Consider the following 17194-nt stretch of genomic DNA (forward strand, 5'->3'; position numbering starts at 1 on the left):
TATCTAACGTAAACTTTTAACTTGTTGATGCTCGACGCAAAAGCCCTTTTTTACACCAGTGCCGCTGCCGTATTTGTTATGGCGCTGCTGAACTTTATTACTTGGCGGGCCAACCGTAATTTTGTCGGTATTGGCTTGTACGTGTTTTATCCCGTGTGCTTGTTATTGGCGATTTTACTGTTCGCGTTGAAGAGCACCGTTGATGTGGGCTCACAGGCGTTAGTGGTACTGGCTAACATTAGCTTTATGCTCGGCTCCATTATTCATGTGTTAGCCATCAGCCGTTTTTTAGATTACAAAGGTTTTGTTACCACCTTATTTATTTTCGTTAGTGCTTTTTTACTCCTTGGCTTTACCTACTTTATGTTCTTTGACAGTAACTTACGTACTAGAGTGTTATTGTCTGACTTACAACATATTGCTGAAGCACTGTGTCTAACCTACATTGTTATTCGCTACGGACGACATAAATACCCCAGTGCCAGTTTGGTGTATTTAATTGCCTTAGTGATGTGCTTAGGCATATTCAGCGCCCGCACAATTTGGATTGGCGATATCGACCGTTTCAGCCTGATCCGTAATGATTGGTTTAGTATGACGCTGCTAATTAATGGCGTGCTAGCGCCGATGCTCTACGCTGCTGGTTTGGCGTTATTCTGTAACGAGCGTCGCGAGCTTAACCTTAATCAACTCACAGCCAAGGCGCAGAAAGATTTAGAAATTCGCGGCCTGTTTTTATCTACCGTCAGTCATGAGATTCGCACCCCACTCAATGGCATATTAGGCAGTGCGCAATTGATCATGAACCAATCCAATAACCCCAAAAACAAACCCTATTGTGAAGCCATTATCAACTCAGCCGAGTCGCTTAACTTACTCATTGATAAAGTCCTTGAGTATGCGAGCTTGGACCAAAGTGATGAAGCCCTCTTTGAAGAAGACGTAGAGTTACGCACTTGGATTAATAACCTGTGTTTGTTGCTAAGCCCGCTGGCAGAGCAAAAAGGGGTCAAGTTTGAGTTGAACTTTAACTTGCCGCGACAAGCCTGTTATTACTGCGACCACCAAAAGATACGACAGGTACTGATTAACCTAGTAGGTAATGCCATCAAATTTACCGACCGAGGTGAAGTGATTCTACAGGTAGATTTATTGCGTGAAGGCCAAGAAGAGCATACCCTACGCTTTAGTGTTATTGATTCAGGCCCCGGCATAGAACAAGAAGAAATTCAGTATTTAACCGAACCCTATGTACAAAGTAGCGCCGGTAAACTCAAGGGCGGCTCTGGCCTGGGCTTAGCAATCACCAGCCGGCTGCTGGAACACTTAGGCAGCCAGCTTATTATTGATAGTGAAGTTGGCAAAGGCAGTACCTTTAGCTTTGATATGCGCTTAACTGTGGGCGAGCTTAGCCTCGTTGAGAAACGTCCGCAAACGACCCATTACCTCACCGGCCTTGATGTGTTGTTAGTAGAAGATCTCGACCTTAACCAAAAGATTGCCATAGAGTTTATGGCCGAGGACGAGCATCGAGTGAAGCTCGCTACCGATGGCCATAGCGCCATTGAACTGATGCAGCAGTATCATTTTGATGTGGTGTTATTGGACATGAATTTACCCGACTTAAGCGGCCAAGAGGTGATCCGACGCTTGAAGAATATCGACCATCGCAATCATCGCACGCCGTTTTTAGCCTTTACTGCCAGCCTCAGCCCCGATGAAGTGAAAGAATACCTGGCCTTGGGGATCAAAGACATTGTCGGCAAACCTATAAAACAAGAAAAGCTGCGCCAAGCGTTAAGTGACTCGCAGTCCAGTCAAGCACCTAATTTGAGCGTTGAGCTTAAAGATGTGCTCTACGATGAAACCGCCGCAGAGCAAATGGCCAATACCTTTGAAGAGCAAGAGCTGACCTCTATTTATAATGAGTTCGTGCTTTCAGCCCGTAATAAACTGCTGCGTTGCCAGCAACTTATGGCCAGTGATAAAGAGCAGTGCATCAAAGTGTTACACCGCCAAGCCAGTACAGCTTTGCAACTCGGGTTTAATCGCTACGGCATGGCGTTAAAGAAAATTGAACGGCGATTGCTTGAGGATAAGCCGTTAGATACTCACCTAAGCGATTGCCTAGAATTGTGGCAACAAAGCTTAGAGCTGTACCTTAAATCAATGCGCGCCCAAGTCTAACGGCCATAATCATCATCAAAGCGGACTATATCATCTTCTTCAAGGTACGCACCGCTTTGCACCTCAATCACCCGCGCGACAGTGTTTGAGGCGTTGCCCAGGCGGTGTTTTTGTCCCGCAGCGATAAAAGTTGATTGTCCGGCGCTGAGCTGGCTTTGCTGGCCATCAATCTCCACCAGCACAGTGCCGCTAACAACCACCCAGTGTTCAGCGCGATGTTGATGTAGCTGCAAAGACAGTCGCGTCTTAGCATGAAGCATAATGTGCTTTACTTTAAAACCTGGCCCCTCATTGAGCACCTCGTAGCTGCCCCAAGGTCGAAATACTTGGCGGTGACGCAAACGCCGCTGTGGGTATTGCTCACTGACTTGGCTAAGTAGAGCTGGCATAGTGTGCAGCTGCGATTTGGCTGCCACCAAGGTGGTATCACCGCTTTGCACTACTGCCAAATCATGCACTCCTAAGGTCGCCACCACCTGATGCTCGTCAGTCACCACTAAGTTGTTATGACTATCTTGCAGCACCGCTTCACCAATCACCGCATTGCCCTGATGATCTTGCTCTGTGTGTTGCCATACTTGCGCAAAGCTACCTAGGTCGGCCCATTGCAGTGGCAGCGGGCAAGTGAGCACCTGTTCGCTATGTTCCAGCAGAGCATAATCAATAGAGTCTCTGGGCACGTGTTGCCAGGCATCGGCATCGACACGAACAAAATCAAGATCGCTGTGAAAGTGCGCCGCTTTGCGCAGCGCAGCCATCATCTGTGGTTGGTGTTGCTCTAGCTCTCGCACAAAACAGCCACTGGTAAACATAAACATGCCGGAATTCCAGTAGTAATTCCCGTGTTCGATATACTGCTGCGCTAGCGCGTATGAGGGCTTTTCCTTAAAGTGCTGTACATGAAATAGATTGGTCGCCTGTGCTGCGGCTTTACCTTTTAAAATATAGCCATATTCTGTGGCGGCGCGCGTGGGTTCAATGGCGAACGTAAGTAGCGCCTGCTCACTGTGCTGCGCTAACGCCGGTAAACGCTCAATTAAACACGCGGGATTAGCAATCGCATGATCCGCCGGGGTCACAAATAAGCTCGCATCGGGATAATATTGCTGTGCCCACAGCGCGGCAATAGCCACCGCTGCGGCAGTATTTTTGCTCTGTGGCTCGAGAATAATGGCGCAGGGATCAATGCCTACCTCCAGTAGTTGCTGCGCGACCATAAATCGATGTTCGGCGTTGCACACCACCAGCGGTGGCAGCAAGCAGTGATGCTGTACTCGCAGTGCAGCCTGCTGTAACAGTGAATGCTCGCCATCTAGGCATAAGAATTGTTTTGGACGGTCTTGGCGCGATAACGGCCATAAACGCGTACCGCTGCCGCCCGCTAAAAGCACAGGTAAAATCAACATACCAGCTCAGAACTAATAATCGAATAACAATTATACCAGTTCTTCATGGCGTTGATTAAGCCTTGGGTTGATCTGCAGAAGGCTCTCCATACTGAGCTAGTTGCTCTTGCAGTGCCGCCTCAAATGCAGGCCGAGCACAGGCCCGCTGAAGGTACGCATTACAGGCTTTTAATTCGGCCAAGGCGTCAAAGCGCGCCACTAACCGCAGTACATCGGCCATTAAAATATCGGCGATAGAAAAGTCAGCGGCCAACCACTGCCGCTGCGTCAACACTTGCTCCATGTGCGTCAGTCGAGCGCGTAAAAAGGCATCTAACTGCTTTCGGGCTGGGGTGTCATTGCTATCACCACAGAACTGGTAAATAGACCAGGGTAAACTAGCGGCTTCAACCGAGTTTAACGCCGCAAAAACCCATTCAATCACCTTGCTCCGTTCGCTGGCGACACTGGGCGTCAGTGCGGTACTTTTCTCGCCGAGATGTAACAAGATAGCGCCGCTTTCAAACACCGACAGCTCGCCATCTTCGAGCCAGGGAATTTGCCCAAACGGTTGCCGGGCAAAATGCTCAGCGCTTCTATTTTTAAATGCCACAGTGGCAACGCGGTAATCAAGACCGGCTTCTTTTAATGCCCAACGTACGCGCAAATCACGCACATAGCCACGCGGTAGTTCTGGCACCCAGTCGTAGGTGAAAAGAGTAATCTGAGTCACCGCACACCTCCTTGTTATTGCTAATCCTCTTAGCCTAGCAGCTTAAAAGTGATTATGCCGTGGCCAGAGGTTTACAAGTTGAGCTCAAAGTCATCCGCATCCTGCCATGCGGGAAAAGATTCCTTATAGTCCTCTAACTGCGCTAAATCCAAGGTAACCGTAATCGTCTGGGCCTTATTATCCTCGCCATAAGCGAGCTGCTTGCCATCGAAGCGATAAGCTGCGGTGCCGCCATTGTGCTCAACACCTTGACCATCTTCACCAACCCGGTTGACCGCTAACACGTAACACTGGTTTTCTATGGCCCGGGCTTTTAATAACGTATCCCAGGCATCGCGCCGGGCTGCTGGCCAATTGGCAATATTAACCATTACATCATAGTCATTGCGGTTACGTTGGAATACGCCAAAACGCAGGTCATAACATACTTGAGGAAGAACTCTGACCCCTTTTACGGTGAACACCTTGCGCGCTGTGCCGGCGTCCATGTGCTCACCCTCTTTGCCTAAGCAAAATAGATGGCGTTTGTCGTAATAATCCAGCTCGCCACTGGGCTGCACCCAATATAGGCGGTTAAACTTGCCTGTCTCGTCGGCACTAATAACACTGGCGCACAAAACCGCTTGGCGGCGCTGGGCCTGGTCTTTAAGCCAAGCAATAATGCGCTCGCTGTAACGCTCAACATTTGGTTCGGCGACAGCGAATCCAGTGGCAAAGGTCTCGCTCAGCAAGATTAAATCAACCTCTGGTAGCGATTGTAGCTGCGCCGCTAACTGTACGAGGTTTGCCTCTACGTCCAACCAGTGAATGTCATGCTGTAGCAAAGCGACGGTTAGTTTCGACATCGTTACTCCTGTTGCTCATAGATATTTACTGGCACCGATAAACGCGCCCCACCTATCTCGATATGCTGCCATTGCGGCGTTGTTAAAGTAAACTCCCCTGCAGCCAAAGCCTGCTTAATTTGCTCTTCATCGTCAGTGGCGTTGGCCACCTGCAAGTGATAACTCTGCCACTGTTGTTGCTGATTTTCGGTGAACATCACCCCTTGCAGGTAATTGTGTTGCTGGTGCAGCAATAGCCATTCTAGCTGCTGATCTTGGTTCACATCGGCAGCGATGAGGTACAAAGAAGCCCCCTGGCCATAATATTTGTAGAGGTTACTGCTATGAATAAACTGTAACAAGCTGGAAGGAGGTTGGTTCGCCGCATCGGCAATGCGTACCCCTTGCAGCCATTGTGACTGCCATTGTTCAAAGTCGCTGGGCTCATCACGATTAGCATATAAGCGAACTATGCGCGCTTTGAGAGAGTCATTATCAGTATGCTGTTGTATTTGCTGCAGCGCCTCAAAGCCAGCCTTGCCAAGTTCCCTGTAAAAGTAATACACATCAAACTCATCGGCACTGACTTGCCCCGATTGCAACCGGTGTACTTGGCTTTGGGCACTGAGCTGTTGCAAATTAGCAAGCGGTGAATTGACCGCCAACAACGCCATGAATAATGCGGCGCAGCCGATAACGTTGATTTTGTGCACCCAAATGAGCCAATGCTGGCGCTTGATGATGATAGCTCCGCAGTAAGTGAAGGCAAAATATGCCAAGCTGGCGCTGATCAGCACTCCCCACCCCCGGCTCACTGTCAGGCCATACTGTTCAATGCGCAGCCACAGGCCGTAATGTGCCAACATTGCGTATAGCGGTAAAGTCAGCAGCGCCAATAGCATCACCCCACGCCACCAGTGATAGTAAGGCAGAGCATCGGTTCGGCTGTACACGGTATTAAAGAAGAACAACAAACTCGCTTGCATCCACAGCAGCATTAAGGTGCTGTTCTCCAGCCGCCAGAGCGACTCTAATCCGGTAAATGGCAAGCTGGCGATAAAGGTAATGGCCAGCACAGCAAGCACGGGCAGTAAAAATTTGGCTAAAATTTTCAGTAGCTTTTCAATATTTTCAACGGCCGAAAGCATGCTTCTAAGGGCAATAGCAGATCCTGCAAACGCACAGGTAAGCACTGGAATACTAACCCAAGGTTCATCGAGCAGTTCAGCTAAAATTTCAATGCCGATGGTGCTGAATAGCTCGCCACCAAGAAGCAAAATAAGCCATAAAGCTAAAGCAAAGAAGCAACATAAACTGAACTGAATAAAATGCTGCCAAGATAGCTCGTACAACTGCCGATAGGTGATCGGCTCGCCTCTGCTATACAAAGTGGCTATATTGAGCAGTTTTAACGTGGTGATTAAGGCACATAATACAAAGGTGACAATCAACGCGTCGTTATTAAAGAGCTCTTGTTGTGGCTGCTGCGCACCGATATACATCCCCAGCACGCTCAACAACAGCGAGTAGGGCACGACTAAAGTTAAAAAGCGCCGCCAACCTGCGCGTTCTAATCGCAGGTAGCATAATCCAGGAAAGACGATAGTCAGGGTAACTAAACCCACCAACCAGGTGGGCGATTGCGCTGGCCAGTTACCATTGTCAACGGCTAAGTACAGCCACACCAGCAAGGCACTTTGCAGCAAAGCCTGAGGCACTAGCCACCGTAAAATAAAGTGCTGTTTCTGGGTCATGAGTATGTTCCTATCCTTAGTCGTTCATACTCACCATACGCTATTTTTAGCGCGTTGCGCAAAATCCTTATCGAGACACGAATAACATTATTGTTGGACGTTGTATGGCCACGTGTGGAAGGTTTTAATATAAAGCTGCTCTACTTCCTCTCTCGCCCAAGGAGTACGACGTAAGAACTTCAGCGATGATTTCACCGAGGGTTCATTCTTAAAGCTATTAATATTGATGTGCTGCGCTAGCACCTGCCAGCCATAGTGCTCGACTAGACGAGTCACTATTTGTTCCAGCTTAACGCCATGCAGGGGGTTATTGGGTTGATTATCCATTGTACTTAGCCTTTTAATCAGGGCGCAATTGGCCTCATAGCGCTAAGAATACCACGCAATGCACAGCGACTGAAAACTGCCGCTGTGCATCATTTAGTCTCAATCTAAAAGTTTATTATGGTAGAAACCGCTTGTTCGTCAGCCGTTTCAATGGATAAGGTAATTGTTCGTTGCTGCCAGTCAATATCAACCATGCCATAGTTGCTGCCCGATTTATTGATAAAATGGCGATTACCCGTGCTGAGGCGGCCAATATTATTGCTCACCGTGCCCACTTCACCACCCGGGATCTGAGCGCCACTGCCAGCACAGTTTCCCCATTGCTGAGCAACGCCTTGGCCGTTTGCGTCGGTTTCGGTATAACACCACGGCTTATCATGATCTCGAGTAATACAACCTTGATAAGTTACTCCCGCGTAAGTAAACGGCAGTTGACACTGATGCCGATAAACACCGTCGCCTTGATGATCTGCATAGATAGGCATACGCAGTGGGTTTTCTATATGATACGGCCAGTTTTGCCCAAACCCAGAGGCCGTTACCTCATACACTGTGACCGCTTTGCCATACTCAGCACTGGCGGGAATTTTTTTCTGTAGCAGTTCGCCCCAATGTTGGTCGCCCGATAAGAAAATAACAGCTTGGGTACGTCCTTCATTCACGGCTTGCTGAACTAAGCGTAACAGTCGCGCGCGTTGAGCTGGCATCTCTGCCCAAGACTCATAACTCGTTCCTGACATTGTTTGCTCTTGCATACTGCTGAGCGCGTCCTCGAAGGCCTGGCCATCACCATAAGCACAATAGCTGCTGCGGCTACGTTGTTGGTGTAACGGTGGCAGCACTTGAATGCCACTGGCTATTAAGGTGACTTGAGCCGGTTGTTGCAGCTGGTGCTCTAACCACTGCCATTGCTGCTCGCCAAGAATGGTACTTTGCTCACCCTCGCATTGGCCATATTGGCTAAATGTGGGCGAACGGAAGTAGCGTGCATCGAGGGTGATCACATGAGTACGCTCACCGCTGGGGCCAAGCATTTTGGCTTCATATATGCCCTGTTGTTGCTGATAACGTGGGTCAGTTTCGGGGATATCGAAGTGACGTAGATACTCCTGCTGCGCTTGCTCGCGCTTGGGGTAATGCTTACCGTCGTTGTTGCGGCCAAAGTCATGATCGTCCCAAGTCGCCATAACAGGGATTTGTGCAGCCAAAAATTGTCGATAATGCGGGTTTTGCTTCTTATCGTCGTATTTTTGCCGCATAACCTTCATATCTTGGGTGTCGGCATAAATATTATCCCCCAGCCATAAAAATAAATCGGGTTGATGAGAGATCAGTCGCGCCAAGGCCTCTGGCATGTCGCCCTTGGTTTTGAAGCACGAACCCAGGGCAATACGATCTAAACGTTTACTTTGCTGCGGCTGCGTATGTTTAAGTAGCTCAGGTGGCGGCACTGGCGCGCACTCTTGCCAACTGCCATCAGCAACATAACACCAAGGTGCACTGTGATTGCGTGTGCTACATCCATAAAAAGATTCGCCTTGATACTGCGAAGGGGTCTGGCAGCGCTCTCCCTGCACGGTGGTAAATTGAGGGATAGTTTCATTACGAACATGCCCCCATGTCGCACCGTCTATGGCTTCTTGTAAATAACACCATTGCGAACCGCTATTATTTCTGTCGGTTGTGCCTTGATAATCAGTGCCCATATAGCTGAAGCGCTTTTTACACGCTTCATAGTGCACTTCGGGCTCAGCCAAGGCTGCGCTACTGAACAGTGCCACCATAACAATTAATGTTTTTTTCATTATATCCTCGGTAAGTTGTAAAGTTCCTTTAAAAGAAACAGCCTACCGAAGGAATGTTAAAAAGAAGTTAAAGTCAGCAGCTCACCCTTTTACGCGTTACTTATAATGCGCGTACATCTCATCCAAGGTTTGCGACAAACCGTCTTCTTGCACCACGCGCACATGCTGACGATTCAGGCCACGTATGTTATTCACCCCACAGGAGTGAGCAATCAGACCGATGCCATAGTGAATATATTTGTTGTAGTTCGCAACGCGCTGAGTTTTATCAACCACATCAAGCCCTTTCATCAGTTTCGGGTTATGGGTGGTGATCCCTGTGGGACAAGTATCTTTATTGCATTGCAGCGCCTGAATACACCCCAAGGAAAACATGTGGCCACGAGCCGAGACCACAAAGTCAGCGCCCAAGGCAATCGCCCAGGCCACTTTGGAAGGCACAATCAACTTGCCAGAAACAACGACACGAATACGACCACGTAATCCATTACGCTCAAGCAAGTCGACCACCCAAGGCAGGCTCTCTTTCAATGGCAAACCAACCGAATCCAGCAGCGGTTGAGGGGCGGCGCCAGTGCCACCATCGGCGCTATCAATAGTGATAAAATCTGGCGCACTGTGCTCGCCACGTTGTTTAATCAGGGCCACCAGTTGCTCAAGCCACTGAGTTTCCCCTAATACCGCTTTAAATCCCGTAGGCTTCCCCGTCACCTCACGCACGTGGTTTATCATATCCAGCAAATCACTAACGCTTTTAATTTCCGGATGTCCATTCGGGCTAATGGAGTCTTTGCCCTCAGGAATACCACGAATTTTGGCGATTTCAGCGTTGACCTTAACCCCAGGTAACATCCCGCCTTTACCGGGCTTTGCACCTTGACTCATTTTGATCTCGAACATTTTCACTTGCTCGTGGGCCGCCACTTCCTTGAGTTTATGATCACTGAGCTGGCCATGCTCATCACGCACCCCATATTTGGCGGTGCCAATTTGAAAGACAATATCGGCGCCACCCTCAAGGTGATAGGGGCTCAATCCCCCCTCACCAGTATTCATCCAACACCCTGCTTGACGGGCTCCGCGCGATAGCGCCAACACGGCGCGTTTAGATAAAGCGCCATAACTCATGCCAGAGATATTAAACACCGCCTTCGCGGTGTAGGGGTGGCGAGATTGCTCACCGAGCACAATCGGCTCAGGGTCGATGGCGTCTTCTTCTAAGGTGGGAAAGGCACAATTCATAAACATAATAGTGCCGGCGGGGTCTAAGCTTTGTGTGGAGCCAAATGCGGAGGTGCGATCAACATTTTTCGCAGCTTTGTATACCCAGCTGCGCTCGGCACGGTTGAACGGCATTTCCTCGCGGTCCATGGCGAAGAAATATTGCCGAAAAAACTCGCCTTGGCGCTCGAAAAAATAACGAAACCGACCAATTACTGGATAGTTTCGACGAATTGCATGCTTGTTCTGATTAACATCAACAATATAAAAATAAATCACCACCAGTACGATGATGCCCAACGCCAGTAAAAACAGACTGGTCAAAAAGTCGATGGCGTAAATGAAAAAGTCGCTCATCAGCTAACCCCTTGTTGTCCCTAATGCTATGCAGATTTACATATAGTGAGGCAATTGACCAGACTGTTAATAGGGTTATTTTCTTTCTACCTAGAGTACAGCGATTGAAACAAAAGTACGCAGCACCATTAGTAGTAACCGTTTTTGCCGTAGGGCACTTCTAAAGTGTTATCTTGTTGGCGAGTCGGCTGACCGCACATTTCATCGTTAGCACTGCTATGGCGCAGTACCATGGAGTGATAGGCAATATCATCGAACAGCTTTTGAATATGCAATGGGCTATTGGCTTTGAGAATCTCGCCTCGAGGGTCTTTGACATAGTATTCAATATTGTTGATTACTACCGATACTTGATACAACGCCATATCCAATGAGTGGATCACTACTTTTTGAATCGGTTGATGATGCTGCAGGTTAGTAAAGTCGATACCCATGATTTGCTCCAAACATTAAGGTTTAAAGCTATACGTAAGCAAAGGCCATGGCGATTAAAGCATGCTATGATGGCCTTGTCCGTTAGTTACAGTAATAATCATGTCACCGCCTATTCGTGTCGCTAAGTTTTTATCTCATGCTGGTGTTTGCTCACGCCGACAAGCCTCAAGACTGATTACCGCCGAGCGAGTGAGAGTCAACGGTGCCTTGGCGCGACACATTACCCATGTCAGTCCCTATGACCATATCACCGTGGATGGCGAGGAAGTGCTGGGACTGGCGCCGAAACGTTATTTTGCTTATCACAAACCAGTGGGCATTGATTGCAAGCTGCAATCACACAACCCTCATAGTCTTATTCATCACCTCCCAGCAGGGCCCCGTGTTTACCCGGTTGGTCGCCTTGATAAAGACTCACGCGGGTTACTGATACTGACCAATGATGGTGCGCTGTGCCAACGCCTCTCACACCCCGACTTTGCGCATCAAAAAGAGTATTGGGTTGAAGTTGATAAACCATTAAACCCCGAGTTTTTTGTGCAAATGCGCAGTGGCATTACTCTGGGCGAACACACGACGCGTCCCTGTGTTTGCGAACCTCTTTCAACAACTCGCTTTAAAATCATCCTAACCCAAGGGCTTAATCGGCAAATTCGTAAAATGGCGAAGCACTGCGGCTACCGGGTTATCGACCTTATGCGTGTGCGTATAGGAGACTATGTACTGCAACCCGAGCTGATCAACGAACACCATTTTCAAGCACTGACAGCGGAGCAGGTGTACGGATTACAAAAATAACTTGACGACATTGACTACAAGTGTAATCTTTAATTTAAGAATTACATTTGTGAGCAATACTATGATCGAGTTGTCGAAAGCCGAATTTGCCGTTATGGAAGCCCTTTGGCAAGGCCACCCAGCGAAAGCCAGCGAGGTGGTTGCACGCCTGAGCGACGACACCCAGTGGCATGAAAAAACCATAAAAACGCTGTTAGGCCGACTAGTAAAAAAACAGGCGGTCAGCTTTGAAAAACAGGGCCGTTTATACAGTTACACACCCACAATTGGCCGCGAGGAATATACCCTCAAGCAAAGTAAAAGCCTAATACAACGATTTTTCAGTGGCCGTATTGCGCCATTAGTCAGCGGTTTTGCGAAAACAGAGCAACTGTCACAGCAAGATATCAACGAACTCAAAGCCGTTATAAAAGAGTGGGAAGACCAACAAGGAAAGTAATATGTTTGCCTGGATCATCGCCCAACAAGCTTGGCTCTCTGCGTTGTTAATAACACTTGTTATTGTTGAGCGCTATGCCCTTAAATCATTGACCGCCCGTTTTATATATGGCCTGTGGCTTGTGGTTCCTGCAGCGCTCATCGCGCACCATGTTGAGCTCAGCCAATCAGTGGCATCACCCACAGTGCTAAACAGTTACATCGTGACGCCTCTGCAGCAAGCGAGTACGCAGGTTAGCATGAATTGGGAAATCGCTTATTGGTTAGTGGTCACAGTGTTATTGCTAGGTGTTTTCTTGCAGCATGCACAGTTCCAACGCCGCATAGGCGCTAAACTGACCAGCACTGGCACCGTAAGTAATGCATCACTACCTATTTACGAGAGCACAAAAATAAGCTCCCCCATGCTTATCGGCTTTTTAAGGCCACGTATTGTGCTACCTAGCTATTTGGTAACACAGCATAACCCCGACACCTTGGCTTTGATGATTGAACATGAGCATGTGCACCTAAGACGCCATGACAACATCATTAATGCCGCTGCGTTAGGTTGTGTGATTTTAATGTGGTTCAACCCACTAACATGGCTAGGATACTTCAGCTTAAGACGCACCCAAGAGCTGGCCTGCGATGAACTGGTATTGGCAAACAAATCGGCCACACAGCGCTTGCTGTATGGCAAATCCATGGTCGAGTGTGCGAGTCGTTCGCAACTGCACAGCTTGGCTTATTCATACTACGGAGATAAAAACATGATGTTACAACGCTTACATAATATGCAATCGGCGAATCGGGGTCATATCGTCGCTAAAGCACTGAGTATTTTACTCGCATTCGCGAGCCTAACGCTGATTGCCACAACACAAGCAGGTGAAGGGCACAATCAAGACAAAACCGACCAACCGCAAGCAGTGATGCGCATAGAACCAAAGTACCCAATTGAGGCTGCGGAACAAAACATTTCCGGTTCTGTGGTTTTGCGATTCCAAATTGCGCAAGATGGTTCGGTGAACAATGTCACGGTGGTGAAATCACAGCCGGCCCAAGTGTTTGACAAAGAGGCGGTACGCGCGCTTGAACAATGGCAGTACCAGCCTTATTCGGATCCTGAGCATGAGCACCTAGTGCAACTTGATTTCAAACTCAGCAACGACGTGCAATTGCCTGATTTAACCGAGCGCATTAACGTCACTTCGCACTAATTCGCGACCAACAAAAACACAAAGCAAGCCCCTTAAATTAGGTGCTTGCTTTGTGTTTTTCGTTAACACCAGAAAAGTGCTAAATACTCAGTGCGATCATAGCAATGGGACAGGCATAGGAAACCGCCCAAATTAATGAGCGCAACAAGTGTAAATCAAACCAATAGCAAAGACAGTACAACACCCGCGCAACAATATAGCTGATAGCTAAGGTATCCATAACTGCGGCTTGTTTATTGGCGCCAATCACCACAGCTAATGCCACAGCAAAAATAATCAGGGACTCGAAGCTATTTTGGTGCGCTGCTAATGCTCTTGCGCCAAAGCCGGTAAGTGCGTGTTGTTGCGCCCTAGGGTGGCGATTATCGTACCCCCCTTGCTGGTTCTGCGCCCAAGCGAGCGGCGCTTTGGCAAGTATAGGTAACACACAGGCGATCAACGCACACACAACTAATACACTCATAATCGTTCCTTTTAAAGGCCACAGGCTTGGTACTACCCTAATCCAATGATACGCCCGGTGCTAGGTTATTGTTTTTTACGCATCACAGCTCCTATTTTAGCCCCTAAAACAGACACCAAGGTTAAATAATTGTAAATTTCAGCTTGCAATTGTACCTCTTTAGTCTATTTTCTGATCGGAGGTCACACCTCTCCCCTGATGGAAATAACAATCAACAGGAACACACATGAAAATAAAACTAATCTCTCTCGCGCTTACGCTCGGAATGAGCCAAGGCGTTTTTGCAACTGAGGGCGTTGCCTTCATTCACGGCACAGGCCAGCAAAGCGATGCCTATAACGACTACTGGACCAGTGGTTTTGTTGATAAGGTTCGCCAAGGCATTGCCAACCCCAATAACTTTACGGTGATTAATTGTGACTTTGAGCAGTTTATGTGGGCCGAAGGCGCCGCAGGTTGCCTAGCCGACTCATTAAACAGCTTTATTGCCAACAAAAATATTACTGACTTAACGCTGATCACTCATTCAAACGGCGGCAATGTCGTGCGTTGGATCCTCTCCAACCCCACGTGGGATAGCCGTTACCCAAGTATCATCAATAAAGTCAATCACACCATCGCCTTGGCCCCTTCCAGTGGCGGCACCCCTTTGGCCGATGCGGTGATTGCCGGTAACACCTTTGAACAAGGGTTAGGTTGGATCCTCGGCTACGGCAATGACGCAGTAAAACAACAGCAAGTATCTTGGATGGCTGCTTATAATGCCGAGTGGTTAAAAGGTACACCGAATCGCCCAACCCTCCCCTCACGTTTTGAAACCGTGATCGGCAGCGACGTTGAATCTGCGGTGTGGGATTCGGATAGTTATTGCGGTGGTTATCAAAATCAAGTTGGCCTAGAGGTCACGCAAAACTGGTTAGATGACTGTTCCGATGGTTTTTTAGAGTGCAGTTCTCAAGCTCTAGCGGGCTCAGTATGGTTTACCGATAAATCACGCACCCGTGGCAGAGAGCCACTAAGCCACCAGCAAAGTCGTCGCGACTGCTTTGGCCTGGGCGATATGCTGAAAAACAGAATATAGGAGCCAGACATGAAATACACAATAACCCTGAGTGCTCTGGCGATGATGACCAGCGCCGCAATGGCCAATGAACAAACCATATATCAGTGGCCTAATGTATATCAAGGCGACAACACCAGCTTGCAACAGTTAACAAAAAGCAGCCATGAATACTGGCAAACGGTCAGTGGTCGAGAGCTTAAACAAGGTGTGGCTGTGCACGTCACCCAAGCCGAGCACCTCATCCGCGTTGCGCCAAAAGCGCGTTTTGACAGCGGCGCAGTGATTAAACCGCAACAATTGCAAATGGATAAACTGCAACTGCGAGATGCAAAAAGCAACGCCACACTGGCGCTAAAAAGCATAGCCGCGCAGCAAAAAATGCACCAAGCGGGCTTTAAAGATGGCAGTGTTGCCATTCAGCTCAAAAATGTCAGTGCGCAGGGCAAACCGATGCTACAAAGTACTCAGCCACTGGGTGACGATGACCAATACTTAGTGCATGTGGTAGAGAAAGGTTCGCCCTATGCACTTAAAGCCGAAGCTGATTTCAGGGTCGATGAACAACAGCGTTCTCTTGCTATGGATTTATCTATGGCGCAGCAGGGCAACGCTAGCACGGCTGCCAACAATGTTTCGCTGCGCGTTCACAGCCCGGTGAATGAACAACTATCTGCTCGGTACGCCAATGGTAAAGTGATTTTCAGCCAGCCGTTACAGCATGTAGGAGCGGCGCAAGGATTTTATGAAATAGAAGCCGACACCACAGTAAACATTAACGGCCAACAGGTTAAACGCACCATAAAACTGCCTTTTGTGTATAGTAAAGACACTATTACCATGAAAACCGCAAAAGTAAGTGCGCTCGGTAATAACCGTTTCCAAGCCAGCGTACCGGTGAATGTGAGTGATGAAGGCCGTTACGCTATTCGCGCTACGCTGCAAGGAATGGTAGCAGGTAAGGCAACCAAGCTGGCTACTGTCGAGGTCGCGAAAGCGATAAAAGGTGTTGATACCTTTACCCTGCCTTTCGATGTTGCCACAGCGGCAACGGGGCCATTCAAGTTGGTGGATGTTGAGTTAAGTGACCACACTCGGATGCTGAAATTCACCCCCACCCAGAAGTTTGTTAAAGGCCCGGTAGCCGGGTTTTAAGCGCACGATGATATGCACCCAATATCAGGCTTGGCTTGGTATTGGGTTTATCCTACCTACGCCTACAAGTACCTTGGGGTAGTTATTACCTTGGTTAATAATGAGTATCTAATTTCCTCATTCGCCAACGCTACAACATCATGATAACTTAAAGTTTTTCTTGTTGGTTGAATTCATGGCTTGGGTGTTGTTGACATTGTTAGCGGCCTTTTCGCAAAGCTGGCGCAACGCTCTGCAGAGCCAGCTGAGCTGCCATACCTCCAGCCTTGCGGTCACCCTCGCACGGTTTATCGTTGCCGGCCCACTCGCTGGTGTTTATCTTGCTGTGCTTTACCAAGTCCAACCAACCCAACTGATCACCCCATCACCGACCTTACTCTACTACGTCGTTGGCGCAGCGCTGATGCAAATACTCGCCACCGCCTTGATGGTACGGTTATTCAAAATGAACAACTACGCTGTGGGCGCAGGGCTGGCAAAGAGCGAAGCCTTGGTCGCGGCTATTTTAGGTATGTTATTTTTTGGCTCAACGCTCTCGATATTGGGCTGGTTTGGGGTTATTCTCGGCGCCATTGCGGTCATGCTGTTGTCGGGCCCAAGCTTACGCGCTCTCAATGGGCCAACGGTGTTGCTGGGGCTTGCCTGTGGCAGTAGTTTCGCCCTCACCTCTTTATGGGTGCGCCAAGCGAGCCTCAGTTCAGGACTGACCTTTCCGCATAGTGCTGCTTGGGTGTTATTGTTTGTAATTACCCTGCAAACCCTCATTTTACTGGCCTATCTCGGCTATAAAGATCGGCCCGCATTATTAAGCTTATGGCGATATCGGCGACTAACGGCTTGGATCAGCTTAACCAGCTGCATTGGTTCTATTGGCTGGTTTAGTGCGATGAGTTTAGAGCACGTCGCCTATGTAAAAACCTTGGGCCAAGTGGAGGTATTTTTCACCATGCTAATCTCCTATCTATGGCTCAAACAGCCAGTAAAACGCCGTGATAGCCTAGGCCTGCTGCTGATTGCTATAGCAGCAATTGCAGTGATGTGGGGATAACA

The 17194-nt window shown here is 48.6% G+C and carries 16 protein-coding genes; 7 read left to right on the forward strand and 9 right to left on the reverse strand.

Features of this window, described 5'->3' with window-relative positions:
• Positions 1-27 precede the first annotated feature (27 nt).
• Positions 28-2187, forward strand: coding sequence for an ATP-binding protein (locus MHM89_RS16490; protein WP_022943681.1), 2160 nt, complete (start codon positions 28-30; stop codon positions 2185-2187).
• Here the strand turns inward: MHM89_RS16490 and MHM89_RS16495 are convergent.
• The 8 genes from MHM89_RS16495 to MHM89_RS16530 all read right to left on the reverse strand — a co-directional run bounded on the left by MHM89_RS16495 (position 2184) and on the right by MHM89_RS16530 (position 11027).
• Complete coding sequence (locus tag MHM89_RS16495; protein ID WP_239409265.1) at positions 2184-3593, reverse strand: mannose-1-phosphate guanylyltransferase/mannose-6-phosphate isomerase; 1410 nt, start codon at positions 3591-3593, stop codon at positions 2184-2186. The two genes, MHM89_RS16490 and MHM89_RS16495, sit on opposite strands and share 4 nt — an antisense overlap.
• Positions 3594-3648: 55 nt before the next feature.
• Complete coding sequence (locus tag MHM89_RS16500; RefSeq protein WP_239409266.1) at positions 3649-4305, reverse strand: glutathione S-transferase family protein; 657 nt, start codon at positions 4303-4305, stop codon at positions 3649-3651.
• A 71-nt stretch (positions 4306-4376) separates the two neighbouring features.
• Positions 4377-5150, reverse strand: a complete 774-nt coding sequence (locus MHM89_RS16505) for an amidohydrolase (RefSeq protein WP_239409267.1) — start codon at positions 5148-5150, stop codon at positions 4377-4379.
• Positions 5151-5152: 2 nt separating this feature from the next.
• The gene (locus tag MHM89_RS16510) at positions 5153-6883 is read right to left on the reverse strand and encodes a DUF4153 domain-containing protein (RefSeq protein WP_239409268.1); all 1731 of its coding nucleotides are present in this window, start codon (positions 6881-6883) and stop codon (positions 5153-5155) included.
• An 87-nt stretch (positions 6884-6970) separates the two neighbouring features.
• The gene (locus tag MHM89_RS16515) at positions 6971-7210 is read right to left on the reverse strand and encodes a VF530 family protein (protein WP_239409269.1); all 240 of its coding nucleotides are present in this window, start codon (positions 7208-7210) and stop codon (positions 6971-6973) included.
• A 104-nt stretch (positions 7211-7314) separates the two neighbouring features.
• Positions 7315-9015: an alkaline phosphatase D family protein gene (locus MHM89_RS16520; RefSeq protein ID WP_239409270.1), complete on the reverse strand. Its 1701-nt coding sequence runs from the start codon at positions 9013-9015 to the stop codon at positions 7315-7317.
• A gap of 96 nt (positions 9016-9111) precedes the next feature.
• Complete coding sequence (locus tag MHM89_RS16525; protein WP_239409271.1) at positions 9112-10593, reverse strand: FMN-binding glutamate synthase family protein; 1482 nt, start codon at positions 10591-10593, stop codon at positions 9112-9114.
• Between the two features lie 128 nt (positions 10594-10721).
• On the reverse strand, positions 10722-11027 hold the full coding sequence (locus tag MHM89_RS16530) for a DUF6482 family protein (RefSeq protein WP_239409272.1): 306 nt from the start codon (positions 11025-11027) through the stop codon (positions 10722-10724).
• Between the two features lie 100 nt (positions 11028-11127).
• Between MHM89_RS16530 and MHM89_RS16535 the strand changes: the two genes are divergently transcribed.
• The 3 genes from MHM89_RS16535 to MHM89_RS16545 all read left to right on the forward strand — a co-directional run bounded on the left by MHM89_RS16535 (position 11128) and on the right by MHM89_RS16545 (position 13466).
• Complete coding sequence (locus tag MHM89_RS16535; protein WP_239409273.1) at positions 11128-11826, forward strand: RNA pseudouridine synthase; 699 nt, start codon at positions 11128-11130, stop codon at positions 11824-11826.
• Positions 11827-11887: 61 nt separating this feature from the next.
• Positions 11888-12265, forward strand: a complete 378-nt coding sequence (locus MHM89_RS16540) for a BlaI/MecI/CopY family transcriptional regulator (RefSeq protein ID WP_022945014.1) — start codon at positions 11888-11890, stop codon at positions 12263-12265.
• A gap of 1 nt (position 12266) precedes the next feature.
• The gene (locus MHM89_RS16545) at positions 12267-13466 is read left to right on the forward strand and encodes a TonB family protein (protein ID WP_239409274.1); all 1200 of its coding nucleotides are present in this window, start codon (positions 12267-12269) and stop codon (positions 13464-13466) included.
• Between the two features lie 79 nt (positions 13467-13545).
• Here MHM89_RS16545 and MHM89_RS16550 read toward each other — a convergent pair whose 3' ends face one another.
• On the reverse strand, positions 13546-13929 hold the full coding sequence (locus MHM89_RS16550) for an MAPEG family protein (protein ID WP_138510013.1): 384 nt from the start codon (positions 13927-13929) through the stop codon (positions 13546-13548).
• A 226-nt stretch (positions 13930-14155) separates the two neighbouring features.
• On the opposite strand from MHM89_RS16550, the gene MHM89_RS16555 reads away from it, so the two are divergent.
• From MHM89_RS16555 to MHM89_RS16565, 3 genes are all read left to right on the forward strand, one after another.
• Positions 14156-15010 (forward strand): hypothetical protein, encoded by an 855-nt coding sequence (locus MHM89_RS16555; protein WP_239409275.1) that lies wholly within the window; start codon positions 14156-14158, stop codon positions 15008-15010.
• 9 nt (positions 15011-15019) lie between these two features.
• Positions 15020-16144: a DUF4785 domain-containing protein gene (locus tag MHM89_RS16560; RefSeq protein WP_239409276.1), complete on the forward strand. Its 1125-nt coding sequence runs from the start codon at positions 15020-15022 to the stop codon at positions 16142-16144.
• A 175-nt stretch (positions 16145-16319) separates the two neighbouring features.
• Positions 16320-17192 carry a DMT family transporter gene (locus MHM89_RS16565; protein WP_239409277.1) on the forward strand — a complete coding sequence of 291 codons (873 nt, stop codon included), beginning with the start codon at positions 16320-16322 and terminating at the stop codon, positions 17190-17192.
• The last annotated feature ends 2 nt before the right edge of the window (positions 17193-17194 follow it).

The organism is Pseudoalteromonas sp. CNC9-20, assembly GCF_022347875.1.
In the GTDB taxonomy this organism is placed as follows: Bacteria; Pseudomonadota; Gammaproteobacteria; order Enterobacterales; family Alteromonadaceae; genus Pseudoalteromonas; species Pseudoalteromonas ruthenica.

What these genes read in the sequence shown, in the direction of transcription:
- MHM89_RS16555 (WP_239409275.1), top strand. Translation starts at nt 14,156, where the DNA reads ATGAAAATAAAACTAATCTCTCTCGCGCTTACGCTCGGAATGAGCCAA.
- MHM89_RS16520 (WP_239409270.1), bottom strand. Translation starts at nt 9,015, where the DNA reads ATGAAAAAAACATTAATTGTTATGGTGGCACTGTTCAGTAGCGCAGCC.
- MHM89_RS16545 (WP_239409274.1), top strand. Translation starts at nt 12,267, where the DNA reads ATGTTTGCCTGGATCATCGCCCAACAAGCTTGGCTCTCTGCGTTGTTA.
- MHM89_RS16540 (WP_022945014.1), top strand. Translation starts at nt 11,888, where the DNA reads ATGATCGAGTTGTCGAAAGCCGAATTTGCCGTTATGGAAGCCCTTTGG.
- MHM89_RS16565 (WP_239409277.1), top strand. Translation starts at nt 16,320, where the DNA reads ATGGCTTGGGTGTTGTTGACATTGTTAGCGGCCTTTTCGCAAAGCTGG.
- MHM89_RS16530 (WP_239409272.1), bottom strand. Translation starts at nt 11,027, where the DNA reads ATGGGTATCGACTTTACTAACCTGCAGCATCATCAACCGATTCAAAAA.
- MHM89_RS16560 (WP_239409276.1), top strand. Translation starts at nt 15,020, where the DNA reads ATGAAATACACAATAACCCTGAGTGCTCTGGCGATGATGACCAGCGCC.
- MHM89_RS16490 (WP_022943681.1), top strand. Translation starts at nt 28, where the DNA reads ATGCTCGACGCAAAAGCCCTTTTTTACACCAGTGCCGCTGCCGTATTT.
- MHM89_RS16510 (WP_239409268.1), bottom strand. Translation starts at nt 6,883, where the DNA reads ATGACCCAGAAACAGCACTTTATTTTACGGTGGCTAGTGCCTCAGGCT.
- MHM89_RS16495 (WP_239409265.1), bottom strand. Translation starts at nt 3,593, where the DNA reads ATGTTGATTTTACCTGTGCTTTTAGCGGGCGGCAGCGGTACGCGTTTA.
- MHM89_RS16505 (WP_239409267.1), bottom strand. Translation starts at nt 5,150, where the DNA reads ATGTCGAAACTAACCGTCGCTTTGCTACAGCATGACATTCACTGGTTG.
- MHM89_RS16515 (WP_239409269.1), bottom strand. Translation starts at nt 7,210, where the DNA reads ATGGATAATCAACCCAATAACCCCCTGCATGGCGTTAAGCTGGAACAA.
- MHM89_RS16535 (WP_239409273.1), top strand. Translation starts at nt 11,128, where the DNA reads ATGTCACCGCCTATTCGTGTCGCTAAGTTTTTATCTCATGCTGGTGTT.
- MHM89_RS16525 (WP_239409271.1), bottom strand. Translation starts at nt 10,593, where the DNA reads ATGAGCGACTTTTTCATTTACGCCATCGACTTTTTGACCAGTCTGTTT.
- MHM89_RS16550 (WP_138510013.1), bottom strand. Translation starts at nt 13,929, where the DNA reads ATGAGTGTATTAGTTGTGTGTGCGTTGATCGCCTGTGTGTTACCTATA.